Annotated in this window: 15 protein-coding genes and 1 pseudogene; 7 read left to right on the top strand and 9 right to left on the bottom strand. The window is 68.3% G+C overall.

Going from position 1 to position 21,324, the window contains the following annotated elements; all coding sequences use genetic code 11:
• Positions 1-931, bottom strand: a 931-nt coding sequence (locus ACFE71_RS10430; protein WP_375428726.1) for an acyl-CoA dehydrogenase family protein, incomplete at its 3' end; no start/stop codon positions are given.
• Positions 932-1,064: 133 nt separating this feature from the next.
• Between ACFE71_RS10430 and ACFE71_RS10425 the strand changes: the two genes are divergently transcribed.
• A complete protein-coding gene (locus tag ACFE71_RS10425; protein WP_375428725.1) occupies positions 1,065-2,318 on the top strand; it encodes a TetR/AcrR family transcriptional regulator in 1,254 nt (417 codons plus the stop codon).
• A 72-nt stretch (positions 2,319-2,390) separates the two neighbouring features.
• Here ACFE71_RS10425 and ACFE71_RS10420 read toward each other — a convergent pair whose 3' ends face one another.
• The 5 genes from ACFE71_RS10420 to ACFE71_RS10400 all read right to left on the bottom strand — a co-directional run bounded on the left by ACFE71_RS10420 (position 2,391) and on the right by ACFE71_RS10400 (position 10,214).
• Positions 2,391-3,173 carry a DUF4019 domain-containing protein gene (locus ACFE71_RS10420; protein WP_375428727.1) on the bottom strand — a complete coding sequence of 261 codons (783 nt, stop codon included), beginning with the start codon at positions 3,171-3,173 and terminating at the stop codon, positions 2,391-2,393.
• Positions 3,174-3,243: 70 nt separating this feature from the next.
• A complete protein-coding gene (locus ACFE71_RS10415; protein WP_375428724.1) occupies positions 3,244-4,554 on the bottom strand; it encodes a spinster family MFS transporter in 1,311 nt (436 codons plus the stop codon).
• 92 nt (positions 4,555-4,646) lie between these two features.
• Positions 4,647-7,616, bottom strand: coding sequence for a TonB-dependent receptor (locus tag ACFE71_RS10410; protein WP_375428723.1), 2,970 nt, complete (start codon positions 7,614-7,616; stop codon positions 4,647-4,649).
• 197 nt (positions 7,617-7,813) lie between these two features.
• On the bottom strand, positions 7,814-8,887 hold the full coding sequence (locus ACFE71_RS10405) for an acyl-CoA dehydrogenase family protein (protein WP_375428722.1): 1,074 nt from the start codon (positions 8,885-8,887) through the stop codon (positions 7,814-7,816).
• A 115-nt stretch (positions 8,888-9,002) separates the two neighbouring features.
• The gene (locus tag ACFE71_RS10400; protein ID WP_375428721.1) at positions 9,003-10,214 is read right to left on the bottom strand and encodes an acyl-CoA dehydrogenase family protein; all 1,212 of its coding nucleotides are present in this window, start codon (positions 10,212-10,214) and stop codon (positions 9,003-9,005) included.
• Between the two features lie 274 nt (positions 10,215-10,488).
• On the opposite strand from ACFE71_RS10400, the gene ACFE71_RS10395 reads away from it, so the two are divergent.
• A complete protein-coding gene (locus ACFE71_RS10395) occupies positions 10,489-11,718 on the top strand; it encodes an MFS transporter (protein ID WP_375428720.1) in 1,230 nt (409 codons plus the stop codon).
• Positions 11,715-12,413 (top strand): glutathione binding-like protein, encoded by a 699-nt coding sequence (locus ACFE71_RS10390; protein WP_375428719.1) that lies wholly within the window; start codon positions 11,715-11,717, stop codon positions 12,411-12,413. Before ACFE71_RS10395 ends, ACFE71_RS10390 begins: the two co-directional genes overlap by 4 nt.
• Here ACFE71_RS10390 and ACFE71_RS10385 read toward each other — a convergent pair.
• A complete protein-coding gene (locus ACFE71_RS10385) occupies positions 12,410-13,195 on the bottom strand; it encodes an SDR family NAD(P)-dependent oxidoreductase (RefSeq protein ID WP_375428718.1) in 786 nt (261 codons plus the stop codon). The genes ACFE71_RS10390 and ACFE71_RS10385 overlap by 4 nt on opposite strands.
• A gap of 66 nt (positions 13,196-13,261) precedes the next feature.
• Between ACFE71_RS10385 and ACFE71_RS10380 the strand changes: the two genes are divergently transcribed.
• Genes ACFE71_RS10380 through ACFE71_RS10370 form a run of 3 tightly spaced genes read left to right on the top strand, consistent with a single transcriptional unit; the run spans position 13,262 to position 16,019 of the window.
• Positions 13,262-14,788 (top strand): class I adenylate-forming enzyme family protein, encoded by a 1,527-nt coding sequence (locus tag ACFE71_RS10380; protein ID WP_375428717.1) that lies wholly within the window; start codon positions 13,262-13,264, stop codon positions 14,786-14,788.
• Complete coding sequence (locus ACFE71_RS10375; protein ID WP_375428716.1) at positions 14,785-15,564, top strand: thioesterase family protein; 780 nt, start codon at positions 14,785-14,787, stop codon at positions 15,562-15,564. The genes ACFE71_RS10380 and ACFE71_RS10375 overlap by 4 nt, the downstream gene beginning before the upstream one ends.
• Positions 15,565-15,590: 26 nt before the next feature.
• Positions 15,591-16,019 carry a hypothetical protein gene (locus ACFE71_RS10370; protein WP_375428715.1) on the top strand — a complete coding sequence of 143 codons (429 nt, stop codon included), beginning with the start codon at positions 15,591-15,593 and terminating at the stop codon, positions 16,017-16,019.
• 133 nt (positions 16,020-16,152) lie between these two features.
• On the opposite strand, the gene ACFE71_RS10365 is transcribed toward ACFE71_RS10370, so the two are convergent.
• Positions 16,153-17,439 (bottom strand): MFS transporter, encoded by a 1,287-nt coding sequence (locus tag ACFE71_RS10365; RefSeq protein WP_375428714.1) that lies wholly within the window; start codon positions 17,437-17,439, stop codon positions 16,153-16,155.
• Complete coding sequence (locus ACFE71_RS10360) at positions 17,440-19,581, bottom strand: M3 family metallopeptidase (protein ID WP_375428713.1); 2,142 nt, start codon at positions 19,579-19,581, stop codon at positions 17,440-17,442.
• A gap of 395 nt (positions 19,582-19,976) precedes the next feature.
• Between ACFE71_RS10360 and ACFE71_RS10355 the strand changes: the two are divergent.
• Positions 19,977-21,146: pseudogene (locus tag ACFE71_RS10355) on the top strand (tyrosine-type recombinase/integrase); the annotation flags it as partial.
• Positions 21,147-21,324 lie beyond the last annotated feature (178 nt).

The following is a 21,324-nucleotide window of genomic DNA, read 5'->3' as shown; positions in this document are numbered from 1 at the left end:
GCTCCTCCCACACCGACTGGCTGGAGATCGTCTTGCCGAACGCGACGCGCGACAGCAGTCGCTTGGCCATCGCCTCGATCGCGGTCTCGGCGGTGCCGATCGTCCGCATGCAGTGGTGGATGCGCCCCGGTCCGAGCCGCCCCTGCGCGATCTCGAACCCGCGCCCCTCGCCCAGCAGGATGTTCTCGGCCGGCACGCGGACATTCTCCAGCACGACCTCGCCGTGGCCGTGCGGCGCATGGTCGTAGCCGTAGACCGACAGCATCCGCTCGATCCGGACGCCCGGCGTGTCGAGCGGCACCAGGATCTGGCTCTGCTGCGAATAGCGCGACGCCTCCGGGTTGGTCTTGCCCATCACGATCGCGATCTTGCAGCGCGGATCGCCGACGCCCGACGACCACCATTTGCGGCCGTTGATGATGTAATGGTCGCCGTCCCGCTCGATCCGCGTCTCGATGTTGGTCGCATCCGACGACGCCACCGCCGGCTCGGTCATCAGGAACGCCGACCGGATCTCGCCGTGCATCAACGGTCGCAGCCACCGCTCTTTCTGCTCCAGCGTGCCGTACCGGTGGAACACCTCCATGTTGCCCGTGTCGGGCGCGGAGCAGTTGAAGCATTCGGACGCCCAGCCGATCTTCCCCATCTCCTCGGCGCACAGCGCGTATTCGGCGTTGGTGAGCTGCGTGCCCTCGAACTCGAACGTGTCGTCGACATGCGTCTGCCCCGAATGCGGGGGCATGAAGAAGTTCCACAATCCCTGCGCCTTGGCGATCGCCTTGACCTCCTCGATCACGGGCAGGACCTTCCACCGTTCGCCGGTGTTCGCCTGCTCGTGATATTCATGGTCGCGCGGCGCGATATGCTGCGCGATGAAGGCGCGTACCCGATCCCGGAAATAAGTTTCCCGCTCGCTCAGCGTGAAGTCCATGATCGCGCGCTCCTCCGATATGTCCAGCCCATGCTTAAAGCGTACCGGGTATTCGGTAAAGCAGCGATCACGCGTTCGCCGCTACGTCGGATTGTGACTGGTTCTTCAAAACGAGCGTGTTAGGGTGGCGCTCATGCAGGCACCGGATACAGGCGCCGCTGGGGAGGAGGCCAGCACCAAGCGTTTCCGCGCGAAACGCGATGCCATTCTCGCGGCCGCGGCGCAGGCGATCAACGAACAGAGCGCGCGGGGGATGACCTTCGCCGACGTCGCGCGCCGCGTCGGCCTCAACACCACCAGCGTGACCTACTATTTCCGCCGCAAGGAGGATCTGGCCGCCGCCGCCTTCGAGCACACGCTCGACACGCTCGCCGCGATGCTGGACGAGGCGGCGCGCGAGCCCGATCCGCCGGCCCGCGTCGCCCGCTTCCTCCGCCTCAACATGGACCGGCTCCGCCGCATCCAGCTAGGGCAGGAGACCGCGTTCGCCGTCCTGTCCGACTTGCGCGCGACGGAGGATCCGGTGCGCGGTCGGCTCATGGCCGGCTGGCAGCGCGTGTTCCGCCGCACGCGCGGCTTATGGGGCGAGGCCCCCGGCCGCGCCGCCACCGACCTGAACGGCGCGCGCGCGCACGTCCTGCTCGAAAACGTGTTCTGGGTGCCCGCCTGGCTGAACCGCTACGAGCCCGACCAGTTCGACCGCGCCGAGGCGCGGTTGATGGACGTATTCCGCCACGGCCTCGCCGCCCCCGGCGAGCGTTGGGCGCCGGCGATCCTGGATCTGCCGCATGACGATCCCGTGCCCGGCCGCGAGGCGTTCCTGCTCGCCGCGACACGCCTCATCAACGAACTCGGCTATCGCGGCGCGTCGGTGCAGCGCATCGCGTCGGAGCTGAATGTCACCAAGGGCAGCTTCTACCACCATCTCGACGCCAAGGACGATCTGGTGACCGCCTGCTACAAGCGCAGCTTCGACACGATCGGCGCGGCCCAGGCGCTTGCCGAACATGGCGGCGGCAGCGAGTGGCGCCGCTTGTCGAGCGCGATCGCCACCTTGCTCGATGTCCAGTTCTCCAAGCAAGGTCCCCTGCTCCGCACCACCGCGCTGTCGGGCCTGCCGCCGCAGGTGCGCTCGGCGATGGTCGACCGCTCCAACCGCATCGCCAGGCGCTATGCGGGCACGATCATGGACGGAATCGTCGAGGGCTCGATCCGCCCCGGCGACGCGCTGATCGCCGCCCAGACGCTGATGGCGCTCCAGAACGCCGCCTTCGACATGCGCAAATGGGCGGGCACCATGCCCAGGGAACGCGCGATCCGGATGTACGCGTCGACCCTGCTGTTCGGGCTGTTCGACGACGGGGTGCTCGCGGCTTCAGAACCTTGATCCCCCTTTGGCCGGCGTTTTCATCGTAAGCCGGCCGCCGATGCAAGCGACCGGCCGATGTCTATCCCGCCCTCACCCGATCGTCACGCCGACCACCCGCCAGCCGCCGTCCTCGCGATCGAGCGTGACCGTCTCGACCGCTTCGGCCTTGTTGGCGAAGCGTGTCTGGAACTTCACGACCTCATAACCCGACGGCGGGGCGGGAAGATTCTCCTGACTGAGAAACGTGCGCGAGATCACCGCGCCAAGGGGCGTGCGCACCTTTTCGGAGACTGCGGCCCACACCTGATCGGTGTTCAGCTTGCGGAACGACGCACCTGTCGCCTGATAGCTCTCGCTCCATCGTCCTTGGTCCAGCAAGGCCAGCCATCGACGCGCCGAATCCACCACCGCCGCGTTCGGCGCTTCGCGCGAAGCGGTCGGTGTTTGCGGTGGGGGAGAGTCGACTTGAGGCGACCCGAGTAGCGCCAATAGGCTGATGGCAAGCGTCATGAGAAGAACTCCGGTGATGATCCAGGGAAGGCGGTGAACCCGGCCCACGCCGCCAATCGGCGCGATTTCCTGATTGACCCAGGGGCGATCCGCGTCTCCCCCGATTGCCGTGTCCGCAGAGATATGGGGGGTCGGCGGACCAGCCCCCTCGCCTTCGGCGTCCAGCAATAGGCGCGCCGCCTCGCGGCTGCTCGAAACCGCCAGCTTCCGCCGCGCATCCCGAAGCCGTTCGTTGATCGTGTGGACCGAAAGGTCGAGACTGCGCGCGATCGACTTGGCATCGTGACCGCGGACCATCAATCGAAGTGTCTGCTTCTCCTTTTCGGTCAGCGCCCACAGACCTTCCTTGACCCGCATATCCATACCCGATGGGACGTAGATCGGGCCCATCGGCCCAGCCACCCCGAAAAGTTTGTGTTTCGGCTGCGCTCAGCTACCCCGCTCGCTCCCGCCGCCGGAGCAGCACGCCCGCCCGCCAGTAATGGAACAGCGCCCACGGCGTCACCGCCGCGAAGCTCAGCATGGCGTAGCGGAGCGACTCCTCGCCGTATGTCGGCTTGAGCGCGTCGCTGATCACCCCGACCATCGTCGGTCCCAGTCCCAGCCCGATCAGGTTGATGACCAGCAGCGTGATCGCCGCCCACAGAGCGCGCATCCGCAAGGGCGCGAGCCCCTGGATCAGCGCGAAGGTCGGGCCGAGATAGCTGTTGATGAGCAGCAGCGAGCCGAAATAGGCGATGAGCGCCGTCGTGACGTCGCCCGCCAGGTAGAACAGGAACGACAGCGGCAACCCGATCGACTTCATGGCCAGCACGAGCCATGCCTGCGCATGGAGACCGTACCGCTTGGCCGCGAGGTTCGCGAGCCAGCCTCCGATCAGCGCCGAGGCGGTTCCCATCACCGCCCCGATCGGCGCGACCACGCGCGAGATGTCCGTCAGCTCCAACCCCAGCGAGCGGATCAGGAAACTCGGCCCGAACGCGTTCTGGCCGTATCCGATGAGCGATGTGAGGGTGACGCCCATCACCAGGTGAACCGCCGCCCGGTCGGCGAACAGCGCACGAAAGCCTTGCGCCAGCGACGGCGCGACCGTTTCGCGTTCGGCCTCGGTCCGGCGCGGCGCGTCGGACAGCCCGCGCCTGGGCTCGACCACGAACAGCTTGACGATCACCGCCAGGAGCACGCCCGGCAATCCCACGGCCATGATCGCGACCCGCCAACCGTAGCGCGCCGCCAGCTCGCCGCCGATGATCGAACCCCCCGCCGCGCCCAATACGACGCCTAGCGAATATATGCCCATCGCCCCGGCTCGCCGTTCGGGCGGGTAGAGGTCGGCGATGATCGAATGGCTCGGCGGGCTCGACCCCGCCTCGCCGACACCCACGCCGATGCGCGCGAGCAGCAGCTGGACGAAGTTCTGCGCCAGCCCGCAAACCGCCGTCATCACGCTCCAGATCGCGAGCGCGACCGCGATGATGTTTACCCGGTTGCTCCGGTCCGCCAGCCGCGCGACCGGGATGCCCAGCGTCGCGTAGAACAAGGCGAACGCGAACCCGGCGAGCAGCCCCAGTTGCGTGTCCGACAGCTTGAGGTCGGCGCGGATCAGCTCCTGCAGGATCGCCAGGATCTGCCGGTCGAGATAGCTGAAGAAATACGCCGTCGTCAGCAACGCGAGCGTCACGCCGCGGCGGCGCATGGCCCGCTCGTCCGCAGTCTCTGGTGCCGCGATCGGATGGCTGGACATATCTGGCCCCTCGTCGCCTCAAGAAAAAAGCCGCCGCCCGGTGTCTCTCCGGACGGCGGCCCGTCAACCGACGCTGGGCGTCCGTTTCACAATCAGAATTTGCCCCGGAGCGTGATGCCGTAGGTGCGTGGTTCCGCCAGATATTGCGAGAAGATCTGACGTCCTCCCGGATATTGCGGGTCCTGGAAGGCGGCGGTCGCCGCGCCCTCCTGGAACGGCGAGTTGAACGCGACCTGCGCGTATTGCTTGTTCAGGATGTTCTGGCCCCAGAATTCAAGCGACCAGGCCTCGTCCGGTCCACGGACGCCGACGCGGGCGTTCACGAGCGCGAAGCCGTCCTGCTCCTTTTGCGGAAAAAGATCGGACCCCGTATTGTAGTCGCTCGACAGCCGCGTATCGACATAGAACAGGCCGGACAATCCCGACCCGCCGATCGGCGGCGTCCAGGCGAACGATCCCGTGGCGACCAACTCCGGCGCGTTGGACAAATTGTCGCCCGGCAGCTTGCGCAATGCCTGGTTCAGCGGCGCGCCGGCGTTGTTGCCGACTAGGTTGTTGCGGTATTTGGTGTCGGCATAGGTCAGGCCGAGCCCGACGCGGATGTCGCGCGCCGGCACCAGCTGCGCCTCGATCTCGACGCCCTGCGACACGACGCCGTAGCTCACATCGTCCGACGCGCAGGCGCCCGTCGTCGTCGCCGCCGCGCTGAAGTTCGACGCGGCCGCGAATTTGCTTTGATCCCGGTCGCCGCCGCCCAGGCTCGACGTGCAGCCGTTGACGTTCTGGACGATGAACACGGTGCCGTCGAAGGTGTTGAGCTGGAAGCTTTCGAACTCCTGTCGGAATCCCGCTACCGTCAGCGTGAACGGCCCGGTCGAGTACTTCGCGCCGATCTCGTACGCGTTGACCGTCTCCGGCTCGAACTGGAGGTTGCCGACCAACGCCTGCGCGCCGCCCAGCGCGGCGAAGGTCGGGCTGATCGCGCCGGTCGTGGTATTCTGCTGCAATGGTGCCTTGAGCGCCGAGCGATCGAAGTTGAAGCCACCCGCCTTATAACCTCGCGAATAGCTGCCGTAGAGGAGCAGGTCGTCGATCGGCTTCCAGGACAGGACGGCGGTGCCGGTGAACTCGTCCTCGCTGCGCTTGTCGCGGATCGAGACCCCGTTCAGCTCCGCGGTCGAGTTGCCCTGGCAGCCAAGCCCGATCAGCGCGCCGGCCAGCGCGCGCGCGGTCGCGTTCGCGCTGGTCAGGTCGTCGGTCAGCGTGTTCTGCAGGCCGGTGCACACGGTGTTGTCGTTGCCGAACGACGCCGAGAAGCGCTTGCGCTCGTCGGTGTAGCGCAGGCCCAGCGTCAGGTCGACCGTGTCGGTCACATGGATGATGTTGTGCGTGAACGCCGCGAAGCTGCGCGCGCGCTGACGATAATCCTCGCGGGTCGACCCCCGATCGTTCAGCGTGTCGAGCAGCGCGAAGCCGTTGGCGACGTCGTTGCCCGAGATCGGGCCGGCCGCGCCGCGCAGCGTCGCGGGGCCGACGCCCGGCACCACGCAACCGGGGCTCCCCGGCGAGTAGAGCCCCGCCAAGGCCCCGCCCGAGATGATTCGGCAAGTCGCGAATCGTCCATACTGGCTGCCGAACCGCAGGTTCGACCGCCCGTCGAACTTCTCGTTGGCGTAGAAACCGCCGACCAGCCAGTCGAGCTTCTCGTCGAACAGCGTGCCCTGGAGCCGGACTTCCTGCGTGAAGGTCCGGAACGCGCGGCGGCTGTTGCCGTCGTTGGCCGTATACAGGATGTCCACCGTGCTGGAGTCGGCGTCGCCTCCCTGCTCGTTATAGTAATCGCGATAGGCGGTGATGGACGTCAGGTTGACCCCACCGAAATCCCAGTCGATCTGGCCGGAAAAGCCGTAATCCTGCGTTTCTCCCGCGAACCGGCGGCCCGGGGTCAGCGACAAACGGCGGCTATAGCCCTGATTGAACGCGCCCACATCCTGGCCCAGATCGCGTAGGACCGCGGTGATGTTGTTGTTGTCGGCGGCGTTGACGAGCCCGACGCCGTTCGGTCCACGCGGTGCGGGGTTGTTGAGGTTCCCGATCAACGGACTGACCGTCGGCCCGACATAGGTCGCCGCGCAGCACGCTTCCTTGCGCTTGCTGTAATCGCCGATCAGGCGGACGCTGATGTCGGAGTTGGGCTGGAACAGCAGCTGCCCGCGCACGAAATACCGGTCGCGGTCGTTGACCCGCGTGTCGTTGGCCGGGTCGCGGTAGAAGCCGTCGCGCTCTACATAGACGCCGTCGATCCGCGCCGCGATCGTCTCGGTCAGCGGCCCCGTGATCCCACCCGCGAAACGCAGGAAGTCGTAATTGCCGTAGGTCGCCTCCGCGGTGCCGCCGAATTCGAATTCGGGCCGCTTGGACACGATGGAGATCAGCCCCGCCGACGAGTTGCGCCCGCCGAGCGTCCCTTGCGGCCCGCGCAGCACCTCGATCCGCTCGATCTCGCCCAATTCGTTCAGGCCGATGCCCGAGCGCGAGCGATACACGCCGTCGATGAACACCACGACCGAGCTTTCCAGGCCGGGATTGTCCCCGACCGTCCCGATGCCGCGGATGCGGGGACTGCCGTTCGCCTCCGAGCCGGTGGAGGACACGAGCAGGGACGGCGCGAGCTGGTTCAATTGCCGGATGTCGTTGGCCCCGGACAGCGCCAGGCTTTCGGCGCTGACGGCCGAGATCGCGACGGGCACGTCGGCCAGCGCCTGCGCGCGACCCTGGGCGGTGACGACGATGTCGCCGCCGGTGCCGACCACGTCCTCGCCCGCGGGCTGGCCGTCCAGCGCGCCCGACGGCGAGTCGGTCGTCTGCTCCTGGCCGGCGGCCGTGGTCTGGCCCGGCGCGGGCGTCGACGTCGCGTCGCCCGGCCGGTCCTGCGCCGCGCCCGCGGCCCCCACCTGCCCGCCGGCGCTCTGCCCGTCGACGCTCTGGGCGACAGCGGGGGCGGCGAACGCCAGGGCCATCGCGGACAACGCGGACGCGGCCAGGAACTGCGGCTTGAGCATCATTCTCTCCTAAACGGCGGGCGTCTCCGCGCCCCGTACCTTAAATTCGAATTGGCCTGCCAAGGCCTACCGCGTCAAGCATGGTTTCAACTGGATGGACAAGGATATGCGCGCGCCTGTGACATATCTGCTACGTCTTCTAATCCGGCCTCGAATATCACGCGTATGGATGGCCGGACGCGATCGACCGGGCGCGATCAGTAACCGTTCAACCGCGCGAACCGCTCGCGGTGAAAGGCCGCGTTGCCCCACATCGCCTCGAGCACCGCCGAGCGCTTCATATAGAAGCCCGCATCATACTCGTCTGTCATCCCGACCCCGCCATGCAACTGCACCATCTCGCGGCTGACCAGCTTCAATGTCTCGCCCGCGCCCGCCTTGGCCAGGCTGACCGCCTGGTCGACGTCCGACCGCCCGGCGTCGATCGCCTCCAGCGCGGCCTCGACCGTCGAGCGCATCAGCTCCAGTTCGGTCAGCTGCTTGGCCATCCGGTGCTGGAGCGCCTGGAACGTCGACAGCTTTTGCCCGAACTGCACGCGCGTCTTGAGGTAATCGTTCGTCACGCCGAACGCCTGCTCGGCCATCCCCAGCATCTCCGCGCAGATCACCGCCGTCGCGCGGTCGACCACCGCCGCGGTCAGCTCGGGCCCGCCGAGCCGCGTCGCGGGCGCGTCCTCGAACCGGACCTCCGCGTGGCTGCGGTGGTCCGCCATCACGCGCGGCGCGCGCGTCACCGTACCCGAGCCGTCATCGGCGACGAGGTACAGCCCGTCCCTGGCCGCGACGACGAACAGCGCCGCCGAGTCCCCCTCGGCGACGAACGCCTTCACGCCGGTCAGCCGTCCGCCCTCGACATGCGTCCGGACGTTCCCGGGATCATGATGCGGCCCCTCGTCGATCGCCAGCGTCGCCACGACCTCGCCGCCGGCGATCCGCGGCAGCCATTCGGCCTTGACCGCGTCGTCCGCACCCATCGCGATCGCGGTCGCCGCCGGCCCGACGCTCGCCAGCGGCGTCGCGACCAGGTTGCGCCCCAACTGCTCGACCACCAGCCCGAGTGATAAATACCCGAACGCCGACCCGCCATGCTCCTCCGGCACGACGATCCCCGCCCAACCCATCTGGCCGATTGTTGCCCATGCCTCGCGGTCGTACCCCTCGGCCGGGGCGGCGGCGCGCAGTTTCCGGAACGCGGTCACCGGCTGCTCATTGTCGGCCCACTCGCGCGCCATATCGCGCAGCATCACCTGTTCGTCGTTCAGAACGGCCATCTTCTACTCCCTCTCCCGCTCGCGGGAGAGGGCCGGGGAGAGGGACTGTTCAAAACGCAGTCCTCTACTCGGCCCCTCTCCCCAACCCTCTCCCCGAGGGGAGAGGGAGCTCAGCTCACGCCGCCTCGGTCATCCCAAGTATCCGCTTGGCGATCACGTTGTTCTGGATCTCCGTCGACCCGCCATAGATCGACACCGCCTTGCCCCACAGCCATGTCCGCGTCTGCGTCAGCTCGGCTTCGGAAAAGCCTTCGCCCTCCCAGCCTAGCCCCTGCATCCCCATGATCTCGACGCCCAGCTCGGCGCGGTCCTGCGTCACGCGCGCGCCGACATTCTTCATGATCGACGTCGCCGCGCTCGGCCCCGAGTTCGACTTGGCCTCCAACGCCGCGCGCCGGAGCGTCAGCGCGAAGGCGCGCGCGTCCATCTCGTGCCGCACCAGCCGCATCCGGAGGTCGCCGTCATTCAGCCGGCCGTTCTCGTCGACGCCGCGGTACCGCTTGGCGATCGCGCTGATCGCGTCGCCCGCCATCATCCGGCCAGTCGAACCGCCCCCTGACAGGCTCGACCGCTCATGCTGAAGCAGCCGCGTCCCGATCGCCCAGCCCTGGCCCTCCTGCCCGACCAGATTGCCCTTGGGCACCTTCACGTCGGTGAAGAACGTTTCGCAGAATGGCGACGCGCCCGAGATCAGCCGGATCGGCTTCACCTCGACGCCCGGCGCATCCATGTCGATCAGCAGGAAGCTGATGCCCGCATGCTTGTGGCTCCGGTCGGTGCGGACCAACGCGAAGCACTTGTGCGCCCACTGTCCGCCCGACGTCCACGTCTTCTGTCCGTTGACGAGGTAATGGTCGCCCTTGTCTTCGGCCGACATCTGGAGCGACGCCAGGTCCGATCCCGCGCCCGGCTCCGAATAGCCCTGGCACCAACGCACCGTGCCCGTCGCGATGCCCGGGATATGCTCTTGCTTCTGCTCCTCCGACCCGTATTCCAGTAGCGTCGGCCCGAACATCATCACGCCCATGCCGCCGATCGGGTTCCACGCGCCGATCCGGTTCATCTCCTCCTGCAGCACGCGCGTCTCGGCCCGGTCCAGCCCGCCGCCGCCATAGGCCTTGGGCCAGGTCGGGACGCCCCAACCCTTTTCGCCCATCGCCTTTTGCCAGGCGGTCTGGTCGGCGGTCTGATCCCCTGGCCCGTCGATCGCGGACATGGCGTTGTCCTTGTGCGCGAGCGCGGGCGGGAAGTTCTCGGCCAGCCACGCGCGCGCCTCGTCGCGGAACGCCGCTTGCGGGTCGGGCGCGGTCTGGGGGGCGGTGGCCATCGGATCGGTTCCTTCGCTTCTTGGAAGATCGGGTATGCCGCCGCATATGCCACGAACCGCTTCCGCGCGAAAGGGCGGACCCCGCGTCGGAGCATCCCGGATGAACGCGAACGAAAAAAACGCTGTCCTACAAGCGCCATCCATGTTCGGACGATTCGATGAAGCGGTGGACTTACACGACACGCGCGCCGGGAGCAGCCGCACGCTCGCCCGGTGTTCGACCTCCGTGTCGACCGCGTCCACGCCTATACTTTCCTAAACTTGTTCAGGTTCGATGACCCGCTTCCCGCACCGCGCCGTCCCGATCGTGCTCGCGGCCGTCGTCATCGACGTGATCGGGTTCGGCGTGATCATGCCCGTGCTGCCCCGCCTGATCACCGATCTCGGCCGGGTGGACCTCGCGGAGGCCGCGCGGATCGCCGGCTGGATGCTTGCCGTCTTCGCCGCCGCGCAGTTCTTCGCCGGTCCCATCCTCGGGGGTTTGGGCGACCGGTTCGGCCGCCGCCCGGTGCTGATCGCCTCCATGCTCGCCTTTTCCGCCGATTATGCGCTGATGGCCGCCGCGCCGACGCTCGCCTGGCTGTTCGTCGGACGCGCGGTCGCGGGCGCGGCGGGCGCGGTGTTCGGTCCCGCCGGCGCGGTGCTGGCCGACGTCTCGCCCCCCGACCGGCGCGCCGAGATGTTCGGCCTGATGGGCGCGGCGTTCGGCGCCGGCTTCATCATCGGCCCCGCGATCGGCGGGCTCGTCTCCGACCCGGGCGCCCGCGCGCCCTTCATCGTCGCGGCCGCGCTCGCTGGCGTGAACGCGCTGGTGATGTTCCTTTTCCTGCCAGAGACGTTGAAGCCCGGGAACCGCCGTCCCTTCCGCTTGCGCGACGCCACCGTCGTCGGCGCGTTCCGCCCGCTATTCGCCGCCGGGAACGCAGCCCCGCTCCTTGTCGCCTGGTTCCTGTGGCAGCTCGGCACGCAGGTCTATCCGGCCACCTGGTCCTTCTGGGCCTCGATCCGCTTCGGCTGGGACGCCGCCGCGATCGGCTGGTCGCTCGCCTGGGTTGGCCTACTCAACATCCTGGTGCAGGTCTTCCTCACCCGCCGCGTCCTCGATCGCGTGGGCGAGCGTCGTGCCGCGTTGATCGGCCTGACCGCCAGTAGCGTTACCTTCGTTACCTTCGCGCTCGCCGCGCAAGGCTGGCAGGTCTACGCATTCTACCTGTTCGGCTGCATCGGCGCGCTCGCCTATCCGGCGCTCAACGGCCTCATGTCGCGCTCGGTCGACGCGACCCGCCAGGGCGCGCTCCAGGGCGGGATCGGCAGCATGAACTCGGTCGCGCAGATCGTCGGCCCACTCCTTGCAAGCCAGTCGCTGGCCGCGGGCGCCGCGCGCGGCTTGCCGGGATCGGCGTTCGTCGTCGCCGCCGCGCTCACCGCCGCCGCGCTGCTGGTCATCGCGATCCGCCTTCCCCATCTGCGCCCCACCCAAGCACCGGCGGGAGAAGCCCCATGATCGACCTGCATTACTGGCCCACGCCCAACGGCCACAAGATCACGCTCTTCCTCGAGGAGGCCGGGGTCGAATACCGCATCCACCCCGTGAACATCGGCCAAGGCGACCAGTTCAAACCCGACTTCCTGGCGATCGCGCCCAACAACCGCATGCCCGCGATCGTCGATCACGCCCCGACGGACGGCGGCGAACCGATCTCGGTCTTCGAGTCCGGCGCGATCCTGCTCTACCTCGCGCAGAAGATGAACCGCTTCGTCCCCGCCTCCTCGCGCGAGCGGATGCAGGTCATCGAATGGCTGATGTGGCAGATGGGCGGGTTCGGCCCGATGCTCGGCCAAAACCATCACTTCACCCGCTACGCGCCCGAGCAGATCCCCTATGCGATCGAACGCTATCAAAAGGAGGCGGCGCGCCTGTACGGCGTTCTCGACCGGCGATTGGAAGGCCGCGACTTCATCGCCGGGGACTATTCGATCGCCGACATGGCCTGCTATCCCTGGGCGGCCGCGCACGAATGGCACCATGTCGACCTGGCCGACTTCCCGAACGTGCGCCGCTGGTACGAGACGATCCGCGCCCGCCCCGCCACCGTCGCCGCCTATGCCGCGGGCAAGGCGGTGAACGACGCCCCGCCCGGCATGACGGACGAGCAGCGACAGGTGCTGTTCGGCCAGGGCGCGAAGCCGGCGTCCTAAAGCTCGCGCCCCGGCCGCCGGCTCAGTCCGACATCCAGGTGCGACCCGGCATCCAGCGTGATCACCTCCCCCGTGATCACCCGGCTGACGGGATCGAGCAGGTTGACGATCGGTCCGGCGATATCGTCCGGCCCGGTCGCGAACCTCATCGGCACCGCCCCCGCGATCCGGTCGTTCAGCTTGGCGAACCCGTCCGCCCCCAGCCGCTTCTCGAACCAGCCCGTGCCGACATAGCCCGGCGCGACCGCGTTCACCCGGATCGCCGGAGCCAGCACCCGGGCCAGGCTGAGCGTCATGGTGATCATCGCCCCCTTGCTCGCGGCGTACGCGACCGACGATCCCATGCCGTACACCCCCGCCACCGACGCGACATTGACCACCGACCCGATCCCGCCCTCCCGCATCGACGGAGCGCAGGCCCGGATCATCTGGAACGCCGCCACCGTGTTCAGCCGGTACAGGTCGACGAAGTCCTCCGCCGTCAGCGCGTCCAGATCCTCATGGTTGGCGAACTTGGTCCGCCCGGCGTTGTTGACCAGCAGATCGACCTGCCCCCACTTCGCCACCGCTGCTTGGGCGAGCGCCCGGCAAGCGACGTCGTCCGCCACGTCCGCCTTGACCGCGATCCCCTCGACCTCGCCCGCCAACGCCTCCGCCTCGTCCCGGCTCGACGCGTAATTGACGACGCACCGCACGCCTCGGCTCGCCAGCCGCCTGACCACGCTCGCGCCGATACCCGTGCCCCCGCCCGTCACGATCGCGACCGCCCCATCCATGCTCATCACCGGCTCTCCCGTTCGAAGATCGCGTATGGCATCGCGCCGCTTGCTCGCCTAGCATCACCGCCGATGACCGCCGCCGACCTGCTCGCCTCCGACTTCGCCACCCTCCCCGACCTCCTCCGCCTTCATGCGAGCGAGCGCGGGGACAAGACCGCCGTCGCCGACGACCGCCGCGCGATCGATTACGCCACCCTCGACCGCCTCACCGACCGTTTCGCCGCCGGGCTCCAGCGCGACGGCGTGCCCCAGGGCTCCGCGGTCGCGATCGTCAGCCACCCGTCGATCGAACAGGTGGTCGCCTTTCTCGGCGCCGTCCGCGCGGGTTGCCTCGCCACCCCGATCGCGCCATCGGCCACCCCCGACCAGATCGCCGCCATGATCCGCGACAGCGGCGCGCCCCTCACGTTCCTGGACCAGCCCAACGCCGCCGCGCTCGCCGGCCACGATCTCCCCGCCCAGCCCGTCATGCTGAGCGACCTCGACGCGTGGCTCCCGCCCGAGGACGCCCGCGCCGCCCCCGCGACGATCCGCCCGGGGGACGGCTTCAACATCATCTACTCGTCCGGCACCACCGGCACCCCCAAGGGCATCGTCCAGAGCCACGCGATGCGTTGGGCGCACATCTCGCGCAACACCGCCGCGGGCTTCGGCGACGCGGTGACCATGATCGCCACCCCGCTCTATTCGAACACCACGCTCGTCAGCTTCCTTCCCACGCTCGGCTGGGGCGGCACCGCCGTGGTGATGGGCAGGTTCGACGCCCACCGCTATCTCGAACTCGCCGAGACGCACCGCGCCACCCACACCATGCTCGTTCCCGTCCAGTACCAACGCATCATGGCGGTGTCCGATTTCGACACCTTCGACCTGTCGTCCTTTCGCTTCAAGACCTGCACCAGCGCGCCTTTCTCCGCCGCGCTCAAGGCCGACATCGTCGATCGCTGGCCCGGCCTGCTCGTGGAATATTACGGCATGACCGAGGGCGGCGCGAGCTGCGCGCTGAACTGCACCGTCTATCCGACCAAGCTCCATACGGTCGGCCCGCCCATGCCCGGCCACGAGATCCGCCTGATCGACGACGGCGGCCGCGAGGTCGCGCCGGGCATGATGGGCGAGGTCGTCGGCCGCTCCCCCACCATGATGACCGGCTATCACGGCCAGGGCGCGGCCACCCGCGACGCCGAATGGCATGACGCGCAGGGTGTCCGCTTCATCCGCCACGGCGACATAGGCCGCTTCGACGAGGACGGCTTCTTGATCCTCATGGACCGCAAGAAGGACCTGATCATCTCGGGCGGTTACAACATCTACCCCTCCGACCTGGAGGCGGTGCTGCTCCGACACCCCGCCGTCGCCGACGCCACCGTCATCGGCGTACCGTCCGATGCCTGGGGCGAGACGCCCGTCGGCTTCTACGTCGCGCGGGGCGGCGCGGCGGAGGACACCGACGCCATCCTCGCCTGGTTCAACGGCGAGGTCGGCAAGACCCAGCGCCTGTCCGCGCTGCATCGGACCGACGAGCTGCCCCGCAGCGCGATCGGCAAGGTCCTGAAGCGCGAACTTCGCGACCGATTGCTGGGTGTGGCCGCATGACGGGCCTCCCCGCGATCATCCAGGCCCTCGAGCCGATCGAGGGCGGCTGGCGAGGCCACATCCCCGACGATTGGCTCCAGGGCCGGACCGCCTATGGTGGCCTCTCGACCGCGATCGCGCTCCATGCCGCCAAGGCGTCGGACGGCGACCTGCCCCCGCTCCGCTCAGCGCAGGTGTCGTTCATCGGCCCGCTCGCCGGCGAGGTGATGATCCGCGCGAGTCGCCTGCGTCGCGGCCGCAACGCAGCCTTCATCCAGGCCGATGTCGAGAGCGAAGCGGGCCTTGGCCTGCGCGCCGTCTTCGTCTTCATGCGCGACCAACAATCGAGGATCGATCATGTCGCCGGACAAGCCCCCGACTTCGCGCGCCCCGGTCCGGGCGACCGCGTCTATAGCGGCACCGACCGATCGCCCGGCTTCATCCGCAATTTCGAGTTCGTCGACCGCCGCGACCCCGGCGCGGACCCGGCCGAGTGGCTCCGCTGGGTCCGCGTTAAGGATCGCGCCGGCCTCGACCCCGAGGTCGAGCTCGCGCTGATCGGCGACTGTTTGCCGCCCGCTGCGATGCGGCTGGCGCGCGAGTTCCTGCCGCTCAGCTCGCTGACCTGGCTCCTGAACCTTCTCGGCCCCGTCCCAGTGACGGCGGACGGCTGGTGGCTGCTGCGCGCGCGGACCGCCTATGCGCGGGCGGGTTCCTCGAGCCAGGATATGGGGATATGGTCGGCGGACGGCACGCCGGTCGCCGAACAGATGCAGAGCGTCGCCATCTTCGGATGAACGAGCCGAAACGGGGGAGAGTCGAGATGAGAAGGATGCTGATCGCCGCGCTGCTGGGCGCGGGCCTGACCGCCTGCGGCGGTACGCCCGCCGCGACCGAGCAGGCGGAGGCGACCGATCTGGCGGGGACGTCCACACGCGAGCCGCGCCGCAAGGGCGGTTTCCTGCGCGCCGATGCGGACGGCGACGGCGTGGTCACCCGCGCCGAACTGGGCGAGGAGGCGGATGGCCGCTTCGCCCGCATCGACGATGATGCCGACGGCACCGCATCGACCACCGAACTTGCCAGCCGCCGCAGCCGTGGCGAGCGGCGCGGGGAGCAGGACAGCGGCTCGCGCCCGGTCGCCGCGATCACGAAGGCCGATTATCGCGACCGCGCCCTCGCCCGCTTCGACCGCCGCGACGCGGACAAGGACGGTCGCTTGGCGGGTGAGGAACTCTCGCCGCGGCGCTGAAGCGTGTCCGGCTTTCCCTTGTTCGTCACCCCGGGCTTGAACCGGGGTCCCGCTTTCCCGGAGCCGGGGTCAAGGTGGCGGGACCCCGGCTCGAGCCCGGGGTGACAAGGGACCGGTATGACCCCGGCACGGCTCAGTCCTCGACGATCCGGCTATGCCGCCGGGTGTCGGGCATCCGGAGATACGCGACCAGCGACACCGCGATCATCAAGGTGACATACCCGTAGAACCACCGTTCGACGCCCCGATCTTTCAGCCACAGCGCCAGATACTCCGCTGTCCCACCAAAGATCGTGTTGGCGATCGCATAGGGCAGCGCGACGCCCAGCGTCCGGATGTGCGCCGGAAACATCTCCGCCTTCAGCACCCCGCTAATGGCCGTATAGCCGCTGAGCGCCACCAGCGCCGCCGCGATCAACGCGAACGCGAGCACCGGGCTAGTCACCCGCTCCAGCGTCAGGAACAAGGGCGCGGTGCCGATCACCCCGAGCACCCCGAACCCGACCAGCAGCGGCTTCCTGCCCACCCGGTCCGACAACGCCCCCGCGACCGGCTGCACCGCCGCATAGAGCAACAGCGCCGCCGTCATGATCGCGGTCGCGGTCGGCCGGCTGAACCCGCTCGTCCCCACCAGGAACTTTTGCATGTACGTGGTGTACGCATAGAAGGCGAGCGTACCCCCGGCCGTCAGCGCCATCACCGTCCACGCCTCGCGCGGATGCTCGCGGAACAGGGCGACGCCGCCCGACCGACGCCCGCCCTTCACCGCCCCATTCTTCACCGCCTCGAACGACTCCGTCTCCAGCAACCCCCGCCGGATGCGGAATACCGCGACCGCCAGCAGCCCGCCGATCGCGAACGGCACCCGCCATCCCCACGCCTCCAGCGCCGCCTCGCTCATCGTCGCCTGGAGCAGCAACAGCACGCCGAGCGCGGTGAGCTGCCCGCCGATCAATGTCACATACTGGAAGCTGGCATAGTACCCCCGCCGCTCCCGCCCCGCCATCTCCGACAGGTAGGTCGCGCTCGCGCCGTATTCGCCGCCGACGCTCAACCCCTGCAACATGCGCGCGAACACCAGCATCGCCGGCGCGACCGCCCCCGCCGCCGCGTAGGTCGGCGTGACCGCGATCATCAACGATCCGAAGCACATCAGCGTCACCGACAATGTCAGCCCCGCCTTGCGCCCGTGCCGATCGGAATAGACCCCCATCACCCATGCCCCGATCGGCCGCATCAGGAACCCGACCGCGAAGATCGCCGCCGCGTTCAGCAACTGCGCGGTCGCGCTCGCTTGCGGAAAGATCACCGGCGCGAAATACAGCGCGAAGGCCGAATAGACGTACCAATCGTACCACTCGACCAGGTTTCCCGCCGACCCGCCCACGATCGAGCGGAGGCGGCCGGGATGCCGCGCCATCTAGTTCGCCGCCGTCGCGCCCGCCGTTCCCGTCGGGAACCCCCGCTTTCTCAGGAGCGCGTTCACGTCCGGGTCGCGTCCCCGGAACGCGCGGTACGCCTCCGCCCGGTCGGTCTCGTTCCCCGTCGACAGCAGCACGCGGGCGAAGCGGTCGGCGGTGGGCTTGTCCCAGTCGCCGCCCGCCTCCTGAAACGCGGCGATCGTGTCGGCGTCCATCATCTCCGACCATAGATAGCTATAATACCCCGCCGAATAGGCGTCCGACGAGAACAGGTGACCGAACTGCGGCAACCGGTGCCGCATGACCAGCTCGCGCGGCATGCCCATCGCGGTCAGCGTCTCGCGCTCGAACTCGTCGGGGTCGACCGTGCCGTCGGCCACCAGATGCAGTTTCATGTCGACGATCGCCGACGACAGGTAGCTCACCGTCGCATATCCCTGGTTGAACGTCTCCGACGCCTCGATCTTGTCGAGCAGCGCCTGCGGCATCGGCGCCTTGGTCTTGTAATGCCGCGCGTATTTGTCGAGCACGTCGCGCGTCAGCAACCAATGCTCGTTCACCTGGCTGGGATACTCCACGAAATCGCGCGGCGTCCCCGCCAGCCCCGGATAGCGCACGTCCTGCAACAGCGCGTGGATCGCATGCCCGAACTCGTGGAACAGCGTCCGCGCGTCGTCGAGGCTGATCAGCACCGGCTCGCCCGGCGCGCCCTTCGCGAAATTGTTGTTATTGGACGACAGCACGGTCTGCGCGGGCGCGAGCCCGCGCTGCGATCGGTATGCGTTCGCCCACGCCCCCGACCGCTTACCCGTCCGCGCGAAATCGTCGCGGTAGAACAGCCCCAGTTCCTTGCCGCCCCGCGACACGCGCCACACGCGCATGTTCGGCTCGAACACCGGCACCGTGCCCGTGATCTCCGCGAACTCCAGCCCGTACAGCCGGTTCGCGGCGTAATACGAACCCTGGATGATGTTGTTCAGCTCGAAATACGGTTTCAGCTCCGCCTGATCGAGGTCGTACCGGCTTTTGCGGACCTTCTCTTGGTAGAAGCTATAGTCCCACGGCTCGATCGTCAGCTTCGCGCCCGACCCTTTCTTCACCTCGGCATCGGCGATCGCCTGCATGTCGCGTACTTCCTCACGGACGCGCGCCACCGCCGCGGGCCAGACACGCCCCATCAACGCCTCGGCCGCCGCCGGCGTCTTGGCCATCGTGTCCTGCATCCGCCAGTGCGCGTGGCTGGGGAAGCCGAGCAGCTTCGCCCGCTCGCTCCTGAGCTTCACGATCCGCGCGATGACCGCGTTGGTGTCGGTCGCGCCACCGTTGTCGCCCCGTCCCGAAAACGCGCGCCACACCCGCTCGCGCAAGGCCCGGTCGCTCGCGAAGGTCAGCACCGGATCGACCGCCGACCGCGTGTTGACGATCGCCCATCCCGCTTGCCCACGCTCGGCCGCCGCCGCCCGCGCGGTCGCCTTGACGCTGTCCGGCACCCCCGCCAGCTCGGCCTCGCTCGTCACGGCGATCGCGGTGCCCTCGTCGGCGAGCAGCCGCCGTGAGAACTCGCTGAACTCCGTCGCCAGCTCGCCGTTGATCGCGCCCAGCCGCGCCTTGTCGGCCGTGCCGAGCTTCGCGCCCTGCCGCACGTAACCGTCGCGCATCCGCGTCACGAGCCGACGCTGCTCCGCGTCCAGCCCCGATGTCGCCAGCCCGGCGTGAACCGCCTCGATCCGCGCGAACAGTCTGGGATCGAACGTGATCTCGTCCTGCGCCGCTGACAGCTTGGGGCTCCATTCACGGTCGAGCGCCTGATAGGCCGGATTGTTCATGTTTCCCGTCATGACGCCGAACAACGTCAGCACGCGGCCCAGCCCGCGCCCCGACAGCTGCAACGGCTCGACCGTGTTGGCGAAGGTCGGCGCGGTGGTCTGGCCGGCGATCCGCGCGATCTCCGTCCTACGCTCGGCGAGCGCCGCCTCGATCGCCGGCGGGAACAGCTCGGGCCGTATCTTGTCCCAGGGCGGCACCCCGCCATGCGGTCCGGTCCATTCGGCCAGCAACGGATTGGAAACCGGGGTCCGCGCGGCGGTGGCGGATGGGACGACCATCGCGGCCAAACCCGCGGCGAGAAGGAAACGACGCACGCAATGCTCCGAATGATCGACGACCAAGGGCACCATACCTCGTGAACCCGCTACTCCCAAGCGGACGGAACGCTATGGCCGCACTATCCGGAGATCACCCGCGCGTCGGAGGCTGCATCCGACCACGCCGCGATCTGGGTCAACCTCGCGATCTAGGTATCCGGTGGTGCGGGCGGCCGGGGTCGAACCGGCACTCCTTGCGGAACCGGATTTTGAGCGGCCGAAAGCGTGTTACGACCGACCTAGCTCGAGTACGATGGAGCAGGATAAGACAAGGTAGAACAACATCTTACTTCCCGTCTATCCTACGCCCGGACTTGATCTAAACCGACCCGGTTCTCCCTACCGCCGCTCCTATGTGGCTCCTGGAAACCGGGTCCAGCTAGGAGCCGGACATGCCTTCCATGAAGCTCACCAAGACCGCGGTCGAAACCGCCAGACCCGAATCCCGCGACTACGAACTGCGCGACACCGTCCTGCCGGGCTTCCTGTGTAAGATAACGCCGGCCGGACGCAAGGTGTTCATGCTCCAGTACCGCACACCGATGGGCGAGCGGCGCAAGCCCAGCCTCGGCACCTTCGGCCCGCTCACCGTCGATCAGGCCCGCAAGCTCGCACAGGATCAGCTCGCCGCCGTGCGCGGCGGCGCCGACCCGAGCCAGGAACGCCAGGTCGCGCGGGGCGCACCGACCGTGAAGGAGCTCAGCGAGCGCTTCATGACGGAGTATTCGGAAGCGCGGAATAAGCCCTCTTCCGTCCGGACGAACCGCCTCAACCTGCGCGTCCATGTGCTCCCGGCGCTCGGGCGCACGAAGGTCGCCGAGGTCAAGCGCTCCGAGGTCGCCGATCTGATCGGGCGCATGCGGGCCACGCCTGCCGCCGCCAACCACACGCTGTCGCTGATCCGCAAGATGTTCAACATGGCCGAGCTGTGGGGTCTGCGGCCCGACGGCACCAATCCGTGCCGCCACGTCCAGAAATACACTGGCCAAAAGCGGACGCGGCTGATCACCGATCAGGAGCTGGTCCGGCTCTACGCCTATCTCGATCGCGCCGACGCCGAGGGGCTCGAGCATCCTGTCCTCACCCTGGCGATCCGGCTGCAGTTCGAGTTCGCCGCGCGCATGTCGGAGGTGCTCGAACTGCGCTGGGAGTGAATCGATCTCGGCAACCGGAGAGTGGTCTGGCCGGACAGCAAGACCGGCGGCATGTCGAAGCCGCTGAGCGCCGAGGCTCTCCGGCTCATCGAGTCCGTGCCGCGCTATCTGGACTCCGACTTCGCCATTCCGTCGCTGTTCGACGGCTCGAAGCCGATGTCCAAGCACACCTACTCGGCCGGTTGGCGGCGTATCCTAGAGCGCGCCGGTCTACCCCACTGTGGCACCCACGCGGTCCGGCACCGCGCGGCTACCGACATCGCCAACTCAGGCGTGCCGGTGAAGGTCGGAATGGCGCTCACCGCACACAAGACGGTGACGATGTTCATGCGCTACGTGCATACCGAGGATGACCCGATCCGGGCGGCGGCCGAGACGGTCGCCAATCGTCGCCGGAGTGTTGTTGGAGGCACGCCTCTGCCCGCGCCACCTGCCGCCCAGATCCCCGCAGCCGCTACGGTCGCGCCGGTTCTACGCTCAGAGCAGGCGCCTGCGCCGACCCGGCTACTCGGGCTTGAAGATGTCGCCTGCATGCAGCGCGACAATCAGGATGCGAGCGCAGCGACAATCAAGATGAGAATCGCGA

Origin of the sequence: uncultured Sphingomonas sp. (assembly GCF_964237155.1) — a bacterium.
Classification (GTDB): domain Bacteria; phylum Pseudomonadota; class Alphaproteobacteria; order Sphingomonadales; family Sphingomonadaceae; genus Sphingomonas.
This window is presented reverse-complemented; position numbering and strand designations above follow the sequence as displayed.